This window comes from Chryseobacterium sp. JM1, from assembly GCF_000737715.1.
Taxonomy (GTDB): domain Bacteria; phylum Bacteroidota; class Bacteroidia; order Flavobacteriales; family Weeksellaceae; genus Chryseobacterium.
In genome coordinates this window covers 15,941-31,431 of sequence record NZ_JPRN01000020.1, presented here as the reverse complement: position 1 = coordinate 31,431, position 15,491 = coordinate 15,941, and the positions used below count along the sequence as shown (strand labels likewise).

Sequence of the window (15,491 nt, the reverse complement as noted above, 5' to 3'; positions counted from 1 at the left end):
CGATGAAAAAACTCATAATTCCAATAGGTACTTTACTGCTATCCGGTTTAGTCCACGCACAGGTGAGTAACACTGAAAATTATGTACAAAGCAAAACGTATTTAGAACCAGTCACCAGCAGCAATTCTACAGTTAAACAACTTGAAACGATACAATATGTTGATGGCTTAGGCAGACCTAAGCAGATCGTGAATGTAAAAGCTTCCCCAAGCGGAAAAGATCTGGTAACTACCATTCCTTATGATGGCTTTGGCAGACCCGTAGATTCCTGGCTTCCGGTTCCTATGGCAACTCTTAATGGCGGTATTCAGTCAGGAGTAAATACAGCGGGAACTGCATTTTATGGTGACAGTAACCCTTTCGGACATAAAAATCTCGAAAGCTCTCCGTTAGACAGAGTACTTACTCAGGTGCAGTCCGGGTCAGATTGGCAGGGGCATGCAGTTCAGTTTCAGTATGATGCTAATAATGACGGTGAAGTCTATAAATTTGTTACCACCACAACTTTTCCCAATGGAGCTACTTCTTCTGTTTTAAAGACTTCAGGAAATTCAGTTCATGCATCTTCAGGTTTTTATAAGGCTAATAAGCTGTATAAAAATATCGTTATAGACGAAGACGGGAATAAAACCACAGAGTTTAAAAATGGCGAAGGTCAGGTTTTAATGGTAAGAAAATTCATCAGCGCTGCAGAAAGTGCAGATACTTATTATGTTTATAATGAATATAATTTATTGGCTTTTGTTATTCCTCCCAAGGCTGTAGGGCTTTTAAAAGGTAGCGGCCTTGCCGATGGACAAACGGTAGATAATCCTATATTGAAAGACCTTTGCTATCAGTATCGTTATGATGCCAGAAGGAGATTGGTAGAAAAAAAGATTCCCGGCAAAGAATGGGAATATATGGTGTATGATAAACAGGACAGACCTGTGCTGACTCAGGATGCCAATATGGGAATATTGAAACAATGGCTCTTTACCAAGTACGATCAATATGGAAGGATCGCATATACGGGAATGTACACAAGTTCCCAAAACTATGGAAGTACTGGAAGACTAGCGGAACAGATTAATGTAGATTCCAAGGGCAGCAACAATGTGCTGAGGTCCGGTACCGTAGGTTTTACACAGAATGGGATGGATGTATATTATGATAATGGACCCGGCAGTTTTCCAAGTTCTATCACCAAGCTGTTGAGTATCAATTATTATGATAGTTATGCTTCATATACCTTTAATCCTTCTTTTACAGATATTTTAGGAGAACCTGTTTTAACGGATGCTTCGTCTTTAGAATCAAGAAGTACGAAAAGTCTTCCGGTGATGAGCCTGATAAAAAATATAGAAGATGATCAATGGACTAAAAATTATACTTTTTATGATAAAAAAGGAAGAGCGATAGGCTCTTACTCTATTAATCATATGGGAGGGCGCACCAAAACAGACTCCAAATTGGATTTTGCAGGGGCAGTTCAGCAAACGGTTACCAGACATAAACGACTTGACAGTGATGTTGATAAGGTAATTACAGAGAATTTCACGTATGATGTCAAAAACAGATTATTGACCCACACCCATCAGGTAGATAATAACTTTGTGGAAGTATTATCTCAAAATTCCTATAACGATATTTCTCAGTTGATCAATAAAAAAGTAGGAGGGTATCCGTCGCTGGGAGGCGGGGGCTTTATCCAGAGTATCGATTATCAGTATAATATCCGGGGTTGGATGACTAAGGTTAATGATCCTTCAAACCTTGGCGGGAAACTGTTTGGCTATGAAATGAGATACCATAATCCATTATCTGTTTCACAGACTACCGGGAAGTATAATGGTAATATTGCAGAAATTGACTGGAAGACCTCCAAAGATGGTATTTTAAAAAGATATTCATATCAGTATGATGTTTTAAACCGCCTTAAAAAAGGAATATATTCAGAGCCTGGTACTTCAATTCCTCAGAATAATTACTTCAATGAAAGTGTAGGATATGATCTCAATGGCAATATCACGGAGCTTCAAAGGAACAGAAATGCAGCGAATATAGGTGCGGAACTCATAGATAATCTGACCTATGTATACACAGGAAACAGACTTGATACCGTTACGGATTCCAGTCAGAACCATTTTGGCTATCCGGATACTTCAGGGGCATTAATTCATTATGATGACAATGGTAATATGACGGATCATAAAGACAAAAGAATTTCTGGAATTGTTTATAATCATCTTAATCTACCTAACAGAATTCAGAAAGAAACTTTAATAAGCGGAGGTTTTGGTAGCAATCTGCAAGAAAGTACCAGGTATATTTACAGAGCCGATGGAGCCAAACTGCATAAAGATTATAATTATTATACAGGAAGAAATAATAATCCTGTAACTTCATCAGTTGATTATCTGGATGGCTTTCAGTATACGGGAGAAATTTCCGGAGGTATTCTGGATCCATGGGGAACAGTAGGGGCTAATATGCAGCTTCAGTTTGTTCCGACTTCTGAAGGTTATTACGACTTTGTTCAAAATAAATATATTTACCAGTACAAAGATCATTTAGGGAATATCAGACTATCATTCTATAAAGACAGTAACAATGCGGCAACGATAGACAGAACGACTGATTATTATCCATTTGGATTAACTTTTGGAGATAACGGATTAAACAGCTACGGATCTTTATCACCGAATTATACGTATGGTTACAATGGCAAGGAGTTTCAGAGCGAGACTAAAATGTACGATTACGGAGCAAGAATGTATATGCCGGAATTGGGAAGATGGGGAGTAACAGACCCGCTGGCAGAGAAATATTTTAATATATCACCGTATGCCTATGCAGCTAATAACCCTATCATTTACGTAGATCCAAACGGAATGGATGTCATACTTTACGGGGAAGAAGCACAACAGCTATTCGAAAGATTAAAAAATGCGACATCCTTAAAGCTAACCTACGATAAAGAATCTAAAAAATTAGGAATTGAGGGAGCTGTCAATGTAAAGAAACTTAAAGGTTATGACAAAACCCTATACGATGCTATTACAAATGACAAAAAAGTGATCAATATTAAAACCGATAGTGATGTCTTACAGGAAACACTGCAATTATTCCATGGAACAGGTGCCGGGTTTTACGGAACTTTTAATAGTGATGGAAAGAGACAATCCCTGAATATTGTTAACTTTGATATTATTTCAATGTATGAAGATGCCAATGGTAAAAAATATGAAGGTGTTGCCTTCTTACATGAAATACTGGAAGGATATTTTGCTACTGAAGAAAAAGGTACACTAAAAGCTGCCAGAAATGATGAGACTTCATATGTTAAAATCCACAATAAGGCCCAAAAGGATTCGGATGGTGGAGACAGCAGAAGTCTTGAACTTTGGAAGAATAATGTCAATTTTAAAAGCAAAATAAGTGGAGATACAAAATCGGTAGATGGAAATAAATTGCAATTCAAGTATTGGAACAACGAAAAATCAATCCAATTCAACTATATATATAGAAAAACATGGAGAAGTTTATAAAAATTTTTGTCATTATCTTTATTGTCACATCTTGTTCTGCAAGGAGTATTTATATCGATAAAATTGAAACATACCCTTCTTTTTATAAGATTTATTTTAAGGAAAATGATAAAAAGGGTTTTTTTATTTCGACCAAAAATCAGTGCGAGTACTTTAAAACGAAAGACAGTATAATTGCCGGAAAAAAAATGAACATTCGAAAAGATGCTATTTGGTGGGAAGATCCTAAAGCAGTCATGTATCAGGATGAAATTTTAATCTGGGATAGCAAAAGCGAATACATGATGTATAATACTAATGGCTTTTGCGGTTTACATACAATTAAAGTTGAAAAGACCAAAGTGGTTCGGAAAAAAGACCTGCTGGAGTTGCTTAAGTAAAGCTTTAATTCATCAATCATAAGCCACTGCTAAAAGCAGTGGCTTATTTATTTTTTGGAGAATTAATTTAAAGATTTTCGTAAGACAATACATGAGCTTCATATAGGTAGTTTTTTAACCTAAAAATTGATTAAACGTAAAAAAAAAAATCAGTATCCCTTATGATAGAAAAATTCAGCAGTCATCACCCTTTGCACATACTTTAACTTAAGTTTAACTCTAATTATATTTTCAGCGGCCACCGATATCCTCAGTAATACCGTACTTTTGCGGTGAATAAAATAATGGAATATGGGATTGTTTGATATGTTTACACGGGAGATTGCTATTGATCTTGGAACAGCTAATACCCTGATCATATACAACAATAAGATTGTCATAGACGAGCCCTCTATTGTTGCTATTGATCGGACTACGGGAAAACCTATTGCGGTAGGGGCACAGGCGAAGCTTATGCAGGGAAAAACCCACGAAAATATTAAAACGGTTCGTCCCTTAAAAGACGGAGTGATTGCAGATTTTCATGCATCTGAGCATATGATTAAGGAATTTATTAAGCAGATTCCTGATATTGGAGGAAAGTTTATGCAGCCGGCTCTTAGAATCGTGATCTGTATTCCTTCGGGAATTACTGAAGTAGAAAAAAGAGCGGTGAAGGATTCAGCATTAAAAGTCAATGCAAAAGAAGTAAAACTGATCTATGAACCAATGGCAGCCGCTATCGGAGCAGGTATTGATGTTGAAAACCCTGAAGGAAACATGATCGTTGATATAGGCGGAGGAACTACCGAGATTGCGGTCATTGCACTGGGCGGAATTGTCTGCGACAGATCGTTGAAGATCGCTGGAGATGTTTTCACCAATGATATTGCCTACTTTATCAGATCTCAGTATAATCTGGATATTGGAGAGAGAACGGCAGAAAGAATAAAAATTGAAATAGGTTCAGCACTGGAGGAACTTGATTTTCCTCTTGAAGATATTCCGGTACAGGGTAGAGACCTGATCACTGGAAAACCAAAAGAAATTATGGTCAGCTACAAAGAAGTCTTTAAAGCGATTGATAAATCTATCATGAGAATTGAAGATGCCATCATGGAAACGCTTGCCATTACACCGCCCGAACTGGCATCAGATATCTATAAAACAGGTATTTTCCTTGCGGGAGGAGGCGCATTGCTGAATGGTCTGGCAGACAGAATTCACCTGAAAACAGGATTACCGGTTTGCGTAGCAGAAGATCCGTTGAGAGCTGTTGTACGTGGAACCGGGATTGCGCTTAAAAATATCAATAAGTTCAGATTTCTGATCAAGTAACTGAATCCGGCCGATGTCCTGATCATCATTAAAATGAATAATGAAAAAACTAATACTATCAGGTTTACTGCTCCTGTCGGGCTTAAGTGTCGGTCAGGAGAAGTTGCCTGTTGTGGATGTTATTAAAAATCAGGATAAAGAGGTAAACAGGAAAATGCTGGATATCTATCAGCAGGTAAAAATAGCTGATGATCATCCGCGATATGAAATAGAATTCAGTCAGGATGCCTGTGGTTATGAAATTTTGATCAATGATGTACCGGTGCATCGTTATCTGCTGTCCGGTTCTGTGAATGAGCAGCGCATTCCGGTTAATGATCATATTCTGCTCAGTGGAAAACAGGAAATTACCATACGTTTGTTTCCACCGATGCTTTCGGATGGAAGCTGGTCTCCGGTTTTGGTGGATGCATCCAGGTTTAAAATTAAAGTGATTCATCGTCAAAATAATGGACCACTGGAAGACGATCAATCAGTTTTTGAATTCAATACTTCCAATCAAACGCGAACAGAAAAGTTTCAGGCTAGCGGACAAAAGTTTTTTGAATTTAAAGGTGTTTTTAATGCAAAGGTTCCTTATCAGCTGGAAGGCTGGCGTCATTCCAAAGATCTTAGCAAAGAAAACCAGGATCAGTTATTGAAAGAAGCAGTAGCCGCTTACAACAGTTTTAGAAATGTCCTGATCAAGAAAGATACGAAAGCCTATGCATCACTGATGTATGACAAAGAAGTAGAACTTGCCAAAGCTTTTTACTGGAACATGGCTGCAGATTCTGAGGAACGATGGAACGAAATGAGCAGTATTATTCTCGAAAAAAGGGAGATTCTCCCATTGAAAGGTTTTAAAATGGTTCTTTATGCCGGAGGAAAAATAGTAGCCTTGCAGCCAACGGATGAAATGTATAAAGACTATCTCTCTGCCATTCATGCCCGGACTCCAGATGAAGATATTCAGGTTTCTTTCCTGCTGCACAAAAAAGCGGGAAGCAATGAACTGACTCCAATACGTTAAGTTTAAATCAATTTTCCGGTTAATACAAGATCTGTAATCACAACATTATCTTTATCATAAGAAGTAAAGCGTTCTATATGGATGATCTCAAAATTGTTCGCCTTAAAAGCTTCTGTTAAATAATCCTCCTGGTGATAATTCACATACACCTGATCACCGGTACTGGATTTTTGAAATCTGGACTTTGCATAATCATCTTCCATAGTACTCAGATAAAATACACCTCCTGGTTTTAACAGTTGGGATGCCTGAGCGATCAGATCAACAGCTTCTTCACGCACCAGATAGGGCAGACAAAAGCCGCAAATGATTCCGTCAAACGGTTTTTCAATCTGTCCGATGTCCCGGCAGCCCATAAGTTGAAATATGGCAGTAGGATTATTTGCCTGAGCGAGATCCAGCATCTTTGGCGACAGATCAATACCCAAAACTTGATAATCTGGTTTTCTGTCCAGTATATATTTCGTGATGTTTCCCGGACCGCAAGCTATATCCAGAATCTCGGCATTATCCGCTTCTATATGGTTGCAGAAAAGATTAAAGGTTTCTGCAAACAAACTTACATCCATGAATTTATCCTGATAGATTTTTGCTGACTTGTCAAATGCTTCAGCCGCCTTTAGTGTTTTCATGGTATTACTTTTTTAAAATGACAGATAATCATTATCCAAATATAAAAAAAGACGATGGATTTTGTGTTTAAATGATCGAAAGCTCGTTTATTGATAAAAAATAGCCGCATCATGACAATGCAGCTATTCTTATATTTGAAAAAGATTTGTTTCTAGTTACTTCTTGAGCGCGATATAGATAAAAGATATACCAGATGCGCGAACATACTTCTCTTCACAGATTCTATCTTGACATCCCCAGTGGTTTGGTTAATCGTCGTTACAATATCTGCGTTACACTGTCCGGAAAAACTTCCGGTTCCTAAATAATTGGCAGAATTAGCCGTAGGATAGGAGATTCTTGGATAATCCGGTGCGACTTGTTCAGCAGCAGTTGCCCCGCCCACATATCCTTTATTGTCTATGAACCGCGAAGCCCATATTCCCTGAAATTGTCCGTTAGCTGTATTAATGTTTTGTCCTACTACAATCTGAGTGTCTACCGCCCGGGTAAAACCTGCACATGAACTGAAGTGATTCACTCTTACCGTACAGGAAGAAGCATTGTCTGCAGGTTGGAAGCATTGTCCTTCATAGATCGTCAGCCTTTGTTCCGTAGCTGAGGTTGAGGTGTTCAGTAATGCTTTTGGAGAAAAAATTTCATCCGGAGACAGGAGGTTTAAAACACCCTGTGCATTGGCAGCCACAATTTTGTTCTCAGCATTAGCCAGGCCTCTTACTCTAACCAATCCGTTGACATCCAAAGTATGGGAAGGGGTGGTGGTATTAATCCCTACCTGGGACTTCAAACTGCTGAAAAAAACGACTGCAACAAAAAAGATAATTCTTGTTTTCATGTTATTTATTAGGTTTTAATGAGTTCTTAGATTTTTTCACTAAATTAAGAAATAATTATTATTATGAAAACAAATTTCATTTAAATTATAAATATTAGAATAAAAATAATTTATATTAAAAAAATAGAGTAAAATAAACGTATTATTTTCAAATATTGCTAATCTCTTAATTGTCTTATTTTTTTGAAAGAACGCTGTGTGTTTGATTGTTTCCATTTGGGAAATAATTGTATTTTAGCCAAAATATAGGCTGAATTCATAAAAATATAAACAGCTGATTAAAATTCAGATAATCTGAATGAAAAAATTAGTAGATTTGCACGGAACAAGGCGGAAAAAATAATGAATATGTATTCAGTTCTCTTGTATAGGAGCAGAATATAAACAGATAATAATAAATTTGATTAGGTTATAAAACTATTAGAAACTATGAAGAAACTTTTTTTACTTCTTTTTACAGCTTTTTTATTTGTCGGATGCAGTTCTGATGACGATACTATTTATGATTATATAGGAACGTGGGCAGGAAAGTATACAGGAAGCGATGACGGAACCTGGAACCTTGTGGTAGCCAGCGACGGAAAAGTAACCGGAACCATGCATTCTACAGTAAATGATGAAAATTATAATATTTCCGGACACTTAACTGAAACCGGCGATCTTACCGCTGTAATCGGGCTTCCTTCTGATGGAGAATTCAAAGGAACCCTTTCAAGAGAGAAAAAAGGAAACGGAAGTTGGTCAAACGCTGTTCCTACACCGGCAAGATCCGGCACCTGGACAGGAGACAAAAAATAAAACAGAAAGCCTGCAGATCACTCTGCAGGCTTTTTTATTTGTATTAATTCGGGATAATTAAATTAAAATTATGAACTTCCTTAGCCTTAACCTTAACCTCAGTCTTAGCCTCTACATCCCAACAAATCCCATCTGGGTAATTCCCTCTTTATTCCTTATCACTAAAAAGTAGAGTAGGAGCGTGGCCTCTGAAAAATGTTTTTTAAAACGAATCTCTTTACCTGCTTCCACCTGAAGTTTCTCTTCAATATATTCCGCAGCATAAGCATCAAAATCAGGCTGTATGGTTATAATGATCACTTCATCTCCTGAAATTTGATTTCCAAAATTTAAAATTCTGTACTCTTTTTCCGCCGAAACATAAGCTTCCGGATGAATATTTTCTTTTTCTCCAAATCGGAATTCTTTCAGCAATTTTAAACCTTCCGGGTGCAAAAGTCCATTCTGTACCGTTCTTTTTCCCCGTCCTGAAACCGTATCAAGATCTTTAATCACGGTCATCAACTTAGCAAACTTCTGATAGAGTACAGGATCACCCGCTTCTTTAGTGTAAATTTCAATACAGCTCCGTATCATTTTCCCGGTTTTGGAACAGTGTCCGAATTCAGAGCTGTTCTGCCTTACTTTCTCATAAGAAGGACTTTTTTTGAACGCCGTTTTATTGAATCCGCTTTTTTTCCGCACCACATTTTTCCCGTTCAGGCTGTAAAAAACCAGATCGCCTACGCTTCCGTTGATTTTTATTAAACTTTCGTACGTCGCCATATCACAAAATTGAATTCAAATATACTAATAAATAAGAGAAATTAAAATTTTAACATATATTTATCATATAGTTGTAGTATACTTATTTTATAATTTAAATATAAAATGTATATTTGTGCATAATTAGTTACTTCATTTAAAATCAGATGAATATGAAACCGGGATTATTTGAAAAAAACTTAAGAATAAAGCAGATTTCTGTTCTGCTGATTGCCTCGGCGATGATCGTTTCCTGCGGATCTTCCAAAAATGTATCTTCCAAAAAAAATACAGGAACCAAAACCGTTGCGAAAGCCGAAAATCTAAGAAAACTGGATTCCAGATTTGATGGAAAGATTTCCAGATCCGTCAGCGATATTCTGAAAGATGCTGAAAAATACATCGGAACACCTTACAAATTTGGAGGAAATACGTCTTCAGGTTTTGACTGCTCTGGATTTACCGTAAAAGTGTTTGAGGAAAATGATTTCTCTTTGCCACGAAGATCTACAGACCAAGCCGATGCCGGACAAAAAATTGATATCAAAGAAGTGAAGCCCGGTGATCTTTTGTTTTTTGCGACAGCCGGAGGAAGCAGAGTCTCTCACGTGGGAATCGTTCATGATATCGGGGCTGATGGAGAGGTTAAGTTCATCCATGCTTCTACCTCAAAAGGAGTGATGATTTCTTCATTGAACGAAAAATACTGGAACAAAGCTTATCTGCACGCTCAGAGGGTTTTATAGAGTATTATCTAAACTGATGATTAATATGGAGAACCGGACCTTTGCTTTTATTAAAACAGATAAAAAACTGGTAAAACTGTTCTTTAAAGACATTACCATTATCAAAGGTTTGGGAAACTATGTGGAAATCAATACCACTTCCAATAAAAAATACATTTACTACAAAGCCCTTAAAGATTTAATTGAAAGTCTTCCGGATGAATTCATGAGGGTTCACAATTCTTATATTGTCAATTTAACGAATATCGACTATTTTGAAGACAACCAGCTTGTGTGTCAGGATCAGAAAATTGCTGTGGCGAAAACCTATAAAGACTGTCTGACTACAGCACTTAATAAAATGATGCTTTGAAAAATAAGTGTAAAAAACTACTATTTTAAATCATTTGTCGTTAAAAACCATGTCAAGGTTTTGAACCTTGACATGGTTCGAGGATTAGAATTTAACGACTTCGAAAAACAGAAAACATCAGAAAATCACCATTCTGAATAATATTTCGTTCAAACCAAATAATAAATTGGTTAAACTGCCGCATTCATTTTACATTCGTTAAAAAATAACAATGAATAAAGACAGAGCACTTGACTACATCAACAGTCACAATCTTACCGAAATAAAAGCAGGAAACTACAGAACCACTTTCCTTGAAATCTGGATGGTAACCGTTAATGACAGAATTTTCGCCAGATCATGGGGTCTCGCAGAAAAAAGCTGGTACCATACTTTTTTGGAAGATCCGGAAGGGCAGATCAGATGTGGAGAAGAGACTTTTAATATTAAGGCCCTTGTTCCTGATGATCTCAAAGAACTTACATCTGAAATTAATAGGGCTTATTTAACAAAATATAATACAGTCCCTAATCTCAGATATTCAAAAGGTATTATTGAACAAAAACACGTTGAGAAGACGATGGAGTTCATTATTTGCGAGTAATGTAGCTGCAGATAACCGTAAATAATTCCCGTTGAAGACTTATTTCCAAACTTGTATACTAGAACAATCTTTTGTACTTTTGACCTTCGGAACTGCGGGAAGCTGCAGGGATAATTTATACTAAAATCAAATAAGAAACATGTCGTTACAACAAACAATTGAAAACATTTGGGATCATAGAGATTTATTACAGAATGAAGACAGCCAGAAGGCGATAAGAGAGGTTATTTCTTTATTGGATTCCGGAGAACTTCGTGTTGCTGAGCCTACGGAAAACGGATGGCAGGTGAATGAGTGGGTGAAGAAAGCCGTAGTAATGTATTTCCCGATCCAGAAGATGGAAACTATTGAAGTAGGTCCGTTTGAATTTCATGACAAAATTCCTTTGAAGAGAAATTATGCTGAAAAAGGAGTGAGAGTTGTACCGCATGCGATCGCCAGAGAAGGATCTTTCGTAGCTTCAGGCGTTATTTTGATGCCTTCTTACGTGAATATCGGAGCGTATGTAGATTCAGGAACAATGGTAGACACCTGGGCTACCGTTGGAAGCTGTGCACAGATCGGTAAAAACGTTCACCTGAGTGGTGGTGTAGGTATCGGTGGTGTATTGGAACCGTTACAGGCAGCTCCAGTGATCATTGAGGACGACTGTTTCATCGGTTCAAGATGTATCGTGGTAGAAGGTGTGCACGTAGAAAAAGAAGCCGTATTGGGTGCGAATGTCGTATTGACAGCTTCTACAAAAATCATTGATGTTACAGGTGACCAGCCTATTGAAATCAAAGGAAGAGTTCCTGCACGTTCAGTAGTAATCCCGGGAAGTTATACCAAACAGTATCCTGCTGGAGAATACCAGGTTCCTTGTGCATTGATCATCGGTCAGAGAAAAGAATCAACAGATAAAAAAACATCTCTTAATGATGCTTTAAGAGAGAACAATGTAGCTGTATAAGCTGTGTTTTCTCTAAATTTTAAAGATTGATTTTAAAATTTATACAATAAACCCTGAATAGTCATTTAGGGTTTATTTTATTTATACCTTTAAACCGCTTAAAAAATCTTACTAAAAACATGGATATGAAGATTGCCTTCGACGCAAAACGTTTTTTTCATAATACGTCCGGATTGGGCAATTATTCAAGAGATCTGGTCAGGATTCTTTCTCAGTACTATCCTGAAAACGAATACCTGCTGCTGAACAAAAACCGTTCAGAAAGAGGAAAAGACATGCTCGAAAGACCTGATGTCCGTTTTGTGGAAACCTCAAAAGGAAACCTTTCCCGACAGTTTAAAATGGGTAAAGATGCCCAAAAGGAAGGCGCACAGATATTTCATGGCTTGTCCGGTGAGCTGCCTTTGAAGTGGGGCAAAGAACCTATCAAAAAAATAGTGACGATTCATGATCTGATTTTTATGAGATATCCTCAGTATTATTCCTTTTTTGACAGGAAAATACACCTGTGGAAATTTAAAAAAGCGGCTGTTTCTGCAGATAAGATCATTGCCATTTCAGAACAGACCAAAAGAGATATCATCACCTATTTAAAAGTTCCCGAAACCAAAATTGAAGTCATTTATCAGGGTTGTCACAAAGCTTTTAAAGAACAGCAGTCGGATGCTTTTATTCAGTTGACCAAAGAGAAATTCAATCTTCCTGAACGCTTCATTTTAAACGTTGGAACCATTGAAGACCGTAAGAATCTGTTAAACATTGTCAAAGGAATCAATGGAACGGAAATCCCGTTGGTTGTCGTTGGAAGAAAGACGAATTACTATAAAAAAGTACAGGCATTCATCAGAAAAAATAAAATGGAAAAGCAGGTGCTTTTTCTGGAAGGAGTTTCCATGGATGAACTGGCTGTGATCTATAAACTGGCCGATATTTTTGTCTATCCGAGCTTTTTTGAAGGCTTTGGAATTCCTGTAATAGAAGCACTTTTCTCAAAAACGGCAGTTATTACCAGCAATGTCAGCTGTCTTCCGGAAGCGGGAGGGGAAGACTCCGTTTACGTAGATCCGAAAAGTTTTGAAGATATCGGAGCCAAAATAAAATTTTTATGGGAAAATGAATCCGAGAGGAAACGCCGTGCAGAAAAGAGTTTCACGTTTGTTCAGAAATTTAATGACGAACCCATTGCAGCTCAGTTGATGGATCTCTACAAAAAAATTCTGTAAAAAAACTTTGCAGTTTAAAAATAAGTCCTACATTTGTACCACAATTCAAAACAATGAAACCGAATTTTTTAACACTTCATCATTATTATCATCATCTCTGCTAAGACGGAATTGGTTGATATAAACATGTGTTAAAATCAAAAATAATTAAAACCGTCTGAGTAAACAGACGGTTTTTTTGTTTCCCGGATTCTCCCGGAAATATCCAACAGATCAGTTTTCATTTACTCAGACCCCAAAACAATACAATGAGTAAATTAAAAATTGCGATCCAGAAAAGCGGCCGGCTCTACGAAGAATCTTTACAGCTCCTGAAAGACTGCGGGATCTTCGTCAACAACGGAAAAGACCAGCTGAAAGTCTCTGTAGACAACTTTCCCATGGAGATCATGTATCTCAGAAATTCAGACATTCCCCAATACCTCGAAGACGGAGTGGTAGATATTGCCATTGTGGGTGAAAATCTTTTAGCTGAAAAACAAAAGAACATCCAGATCGTGGAGAAACTAGGGTTCTCAAAATGCAGGGTTTCGCTGGCTGTTCCCAAAGAAGTGGAAACGGATGATCTTTCCTTCTTCCAGGGTAAAAAAATTGCTACTTCTTACCCCAACACCCTTAAAAATTTCCTTGACCAAGAAGGTATTACTTCCGACATTCACATCATTTCCGGCTCCGTTGAAATAGCCCCGAATATCGGTTTGGCAGATGGAATTTGTGATATCGTAAGCTCCGGAAGTACCTTATTTAAAAACGGTTTGAGAGAAACAGTGACCCTTCTGAAATCGGAAGCGGTTTTAGCAAAAACATCCGTACTCAATTCTGAGAAAGAGATGATTCTTAATAAATTTCTGTTCCGTATACAATCCGTTTTAAGAGCAAAAAATTCAAAATACATCCTGATGAATGTTCCCAATGACAAGATCAGTGATATCGCCTCCGTCCTTCCCGTTCTGAAGAGTCCTACGGTTATTCCTTTGGCGGAAGAAGGCTGGAGCAGTATTCATTCGGTGATTGATGAAGAAAGATTCTGGGACGTCATTGATGAGCTGAAAGAAAACGGAGCTCAGGACATTCTTATTATTCCAATCGATAAAATGGTTATTTAATGATGAAAATATACAGATATCCGGAAAGAGAAATCTGGCCAGACCTTGTAAAACGGCCGGTATTGAAGCGTGAAGAAATCTCAGAATTGATCGCGCAAATATTTGAAACAGTAGAAAAAGACGGTGATAAAGCACTTATTGAGTTTAATAAAAAATTTGATAAGGCAGTGACTCCGGAAATTCTGGTTTCGGAAGCAGAAGTTGTGAATGCTGAAAACGAAGTTTCTGAAGAATTAAAGAAAGCCATCAGACAGGCCAAGGAAAATATTTCCAAATTCCACGCGGCTCAGATAACGGAAACAGAGAAAATAGAAACGGTAAAAGGCGTAACCTGCTGGAGAGAAAACCGTGCTGTAGAAAAGGTTGGGATTTATATTCCCGGTGGAACAGCCCCTTTATTTTCCACCGTACTTATGCTTGCCGTGCCTGCGAACCTGGCGGGATGTAAGGAGATTATTCTTTGTACTCCTCCTGACAGCAACGGGAATATTAATCCGGCTATTCTTTTCACGGCGAAACTCTGTGGAATTACTAAAATATTCAAAACAGGTGGCGCACAGGCTATTGCTGCCATGACATTAGGAACAGAAAGTATTCCGAAGGTGTATAAAATTTTCGGACCGGGAAATCAGTTTGTGGTTGCTGCTAAAGAATATGCACAGCATTTTGGTGTGGCCATCGATATGCCGGCAGGTCCCAGCGAAGTTCTTGTCATTGCAGACAGCAAAGCGATTCCTGAGTTCTGTGCCGCAGATCTCCTTTCCCAGGCGGAACACGGAAGCGACAGCCAGGTCGTTTTTATCACGACTGATTTCAAAATTTTTGAAAAAACTATTGAGGCCGTAGAAAAGCAGATCAAAAAGCTTCCTAGAAATGAAATGGCCCAACAGGCACTGGATCACAGCCTTTTTATGCTGGCTCAGTCTATTGAAGAAGCTTTGGAATTCAGTAATCTGTATGCTCCGGAACACCTTATTCTGGCTTTGGAGGATTTTGAACAATATACTCCGATGATCAGCAATGCAGGATCTGTTTTCCTTGGAAATTATTCATGTGAAAGTGCTGGTGATTATGCCAGCGGAACCAATCACACGCTTCCTACGAATGCTTATGCCAAGAACTACAGCGGAGTTTCTTTGGACAGTTTTGTTAAGAAAATTACATTCCAGCACCTTTCCAAAGAAGGTCTTAAAAATATAGGAAAAACCATCGAACTTATGGCAGAGGCAGAAGGTCTTATCGCCCACAAAAATGCAGTATCTATCAGATTAAAATAATAC

Annotated in this window: 15 protein-coding genes; 12 read left to right on the top strand and 3 right to left on the bottom strand. The window is 37.8% G+C overall.

The window, feature by feature from the left end; translation table 11 throughout:
• The first annotated feature begins 2 nt into the window (after window positions 1-2).
• From IW22_RS21825 to IW22_RS21810, 4 genes are all read left to right on the top strand, one after another.
• The gene (locus IW22_RS21825; RefSeq protein WP_051891349.1) at window positions 3-3,530 is read left to right on the top strand and encodes a DUF6443 domain-containing protein; all 3,528 of its coding nucleotides are present in this window, start codon (window positions 3-5) and stop codon (window positions 3,528-3,530) included.
• On the top strand, window positions 3,515-3,910 hold the full coding sequence (locus tag IW22_RS21820) for a hypothetical protein (RefSeq protein ID WP_034731269.1): 396 nt from the start codon (window positions 3,515-3,517) through the stop codon (window positions 3,908-3,910). The genes IW22_RS21825 and IW22_RS21820 overlap by 16 nt, the downstream gene beginning before the upstream one ends.
• A 291-nt stretch (window positions 3,911-4,201) precedes the next feature.
• Window positions 4,202-5,227, top strand: coding sequence for a rod shape-determining protein (locus IW22_RS21815; RefSeq protein ID WP_034731267.1), 1,026 nt, complete (start codon window positions 4,202-4,204; stop codon window positions 5,225-5,227).
• 40 nt (window positions 5,228-5,267) lie between these two features.
• Window positions 5,268-6,239 carry a hypothetical protein gene (locus IW22_RS21810; protein ID WP_131401778.1) on the top strand — a complete coding sequence of 324 codons (972 nt, stop codon included), beginning with the start codon at window positions 5,268-5,270 and terminating at the stop codon, window positions 6,237-6,239.
• A 2-nt stretch (window positions 6,240-6,241) separates the two neighbouring features.
• On the opposite strand, the gene IW22_RS21805 is transcribed toward IW22_RS21810, so the two are convergent.
• Together IW22_RS21805 and IW22_RS21800 are read right to left on the bottom strand one after the other, a co-directional pair.
• On the bottom strand, window positions 6,242-6,871 hold the full coding sequence (locus IW22_RS21805) for a class I SAM-dependent methyltransferase (protein ID WP_034731263.1): 630 nt from the start codon (window positions 6,869-6,871) through the stop codon (window positions 6,242-6,244).
• Window positions 6,872-7,023: 152 nt separating this feature from the next.
• On the bottom strand, window positions 7,024-7,707 hold the full coding sequence (locus IW22_RS21800; RefSeq protein WP_034731261.1) for a hypothetical protein: 684 nt from the start codon (window positions 7,705-7,707) through the stop codon (window positions 7,024-7,026).
• A 429-nt stretch (window positions 7,708-8,136) separates the two neighbouring features.
• On the opposite strand from IW22_RS21800, the gene IW22_RS21795 reads away from it, so the two are divergent.
• Window positions 8,137-8,505 carry a hypothetical protein gene (locus IW22_RS21795; RefSeq protein ID WP_034731259.1) on the top strand — a complete coding sequence of 123 codons (369 nt, stop codon included), beginning with the start codon at window positions 8,137-8,139 and terminating at the stop codon, window positions 8,503-8,505.
• A 111-nt stretch (window positions 8,506-8,616) separates the two neighbouring features.
• Here the strand turns inward: IW22_RS21795 and IW22_RS21790 are convergent, their stop codons facing one another.
• Window positions 8,617-9,270, bottom strand: coding sequence for a hypothetical protein (locus tag IW22_RS21790; protein ID WP_034731256.1), 654 nt, complete (start codon window positions 9,268-9,270; stop codon window positions 8,617-8,619).
• A gap of 152 nt (window positions 9,271-9,422) precedes the next feature.
• Between IW22_RS21790 and IW22_RS21785 the strand changes: the two genes are divergently transcribed.
• From IW22_RS21785 to hisD, 7 genes are all read left to right on the top strand, one after another.
• On the top strand, window positions 9,423-9,995 hold the full coding sequence (locus IW22_RS21785; RefSeq protein WP_117616601.1) for a C40 family peptidase: 573 nt from the start codon (window positions 9,423-9,425) through the stop codon (window positions 9,993-9,995).
• A 25-nt stretch (window positions 9,996-10,020) separates the two neighbouring features.
• Window positions 10,021-10,347 carry a LytR/AlgR family response regulator transcription factor gene (locus IW22_RS21780; protein WP_034731325.1) on the top strand — a complete coding sequence of 109 codons (327 nt, stop codon included), beginning with the start codon at window positions 10,021-10,023 and terminating at the stop codon, window positions 10,345-10,347.
• 211 nt (window positions 10,348-10,558) lie between these two features.
• Entirely contained in the window at window positions 10,559-10,930 is a 372-nt protein-coding gene (locus tag IW22_RS21775; RefSeq protein ID WP_034731255.1) for a DUF2255 family protein, read from the top strand.
• A 139-nt stretch (window positions 10,931-11,069) separates the two neighbouring features.
• Window positions 11,070-11,882, top strand: coding sequence for a 2,3,4,5-tetrahydropyridine-2,6-dicarboxylate N-succinyltransferase (locus IW22_RS21770; protein WP_034731252.1), 813 nt, complete (start codon window positions 11,070-11,072; stop codon window positions 11,880-11,882).
• Window positions 11,883-12,007: 125 nt separating this feature from the next.
• A complete protein-coding gene (locus IW22_RS21765; protein ID WP_034731322.1) occupies window positions 12,008-13,105 on the top strand; it encodes a glycosyltransferase family 4 protein in 1,098 nt (365 codons plus the stop codon).
• Window positions 13,106-13,353: 248 nt separating this feature from the next.
• A complete protein-coding gene (gene hisG, locus IW22_RS21760; protein WP_034731250.1) occupies window positions 13,354-14,211 on the top strand; it encodes an ATP phosphoribosyltransferase in 858 nt (285 codons plus the stop codon).
• Window positions 14,211-15,488 (top strand): histidinol dehydrogenase, encoded by a 1,278-nt coding sequence (gene hisD / locus IW22_RS21755; RefSeq protein ID WP_228384088.1) that lies wholly within the window; start codon window positions 14,211-14,213, stop codon window positions 15,486-15,488. Before hisG ends, hisD begins: the two co-directional genes overlap by 1 nt.
• Window positions 15,489-15,491 lie beyond the last annotated feature (3 nt).

Coding starts and splice junctions, on each gene's coding strand:
- IW22_RS21820 (WP_034731269.1), top strand. CDS start 3,515: ATGGAGAAGTTTATAAAAATTTTTGTCATTATCTTTATTGTCACATCT.
- IW22_RS21795 (WP_034731259.1), top strand. CDS start 8,137: ATGAAGAAACTTTTTTTACTTCTTTTTACAGCTTTTTTATTTGTCGGA.
- IW22_RS21815 (WP_034731267.1), top strand. CDS start 4,202: ATGGGATTGTTTGATATGTTTACACGGGAGATTGCTATTGATCTTGGA.
- hisD (WP_228384088.1), top strand. CDS start 14,211: ATGATGAAAATATACAGATATCCGGAAAGAGAAATCTGGCCAGACCTT.
- IW22_RS21765 (WP_034731322.1), top strand. CDS start 12,008: ATGAAGATTGCCTTCGACGCAAAACGTTTTTTTCATAATACGTCCGGA.
- IW22_RS21805 (WP_034731263.1), bottom strand. CDS start 6,871: ATGAAAACACTAAAGGCGGCTGAAGCATTTGACAAGTCAGCAAAAATC.
- IW22_RS21780 (WP_034731325.1), top strand. CDS start 10,021: ATGGAGAACCGGACCTTTGCTTTTATTAAAACAGATAAAAAACTGGTA.
- IW22_RS21825 (WP_051891349.1), top strand. CDS start 3: ATGAAAAAACTCATAATTCCAATAGGTACTTTACTGCTATCCGGTTTA.
- IW22_RS21770 (WP_034731252.1), top strand. CDS start 11,070: ATGTCGTTACAACAAACAATTGAAAACATTTGGGATCATAGAGATTTA.
- IW22_RS21785 (WP_117616601.1), top strand. CDS start 9,423: ATGAAACCGGGATTATTTGAAAAAAACTTAAGAATAAAGCAGATTTCT.
- hisG (WP_034731250.1), top strand. CDS start 13,354: ATGAGTAAATTAAAAATTGCGATCCAGAAAAGCGGCCGGCTCTACGAA.
- IW22_RS21810 (WP_131401778.1), top strand. CDS start 5,268: ATGAAAAAACTAATACTATCAGGTTTACTGCTCCTGTCGGGCTTAAGT.
- IW22_RS21790 (WP_034731256.1), bottom strand. CDS start 9,270: ATGGCGACGTACGAAAGTTTAATAAAAATCAACGGAAGCGTAGGCGAT.
- IW22_RS21800 (WP_034731261.1), bottom strand. CDS start 7,707: ATGAAAACAAGAATTATCTTTTTTGTTGCAGTCGTTTTTTTCAGCAGT.
- IW22_RS21775 (WP_034731255.1), top strand. CDS start 10,559: ATGAATAAAGACAGAGCACTTGACTACATCAACAGTCACAATCTTACC.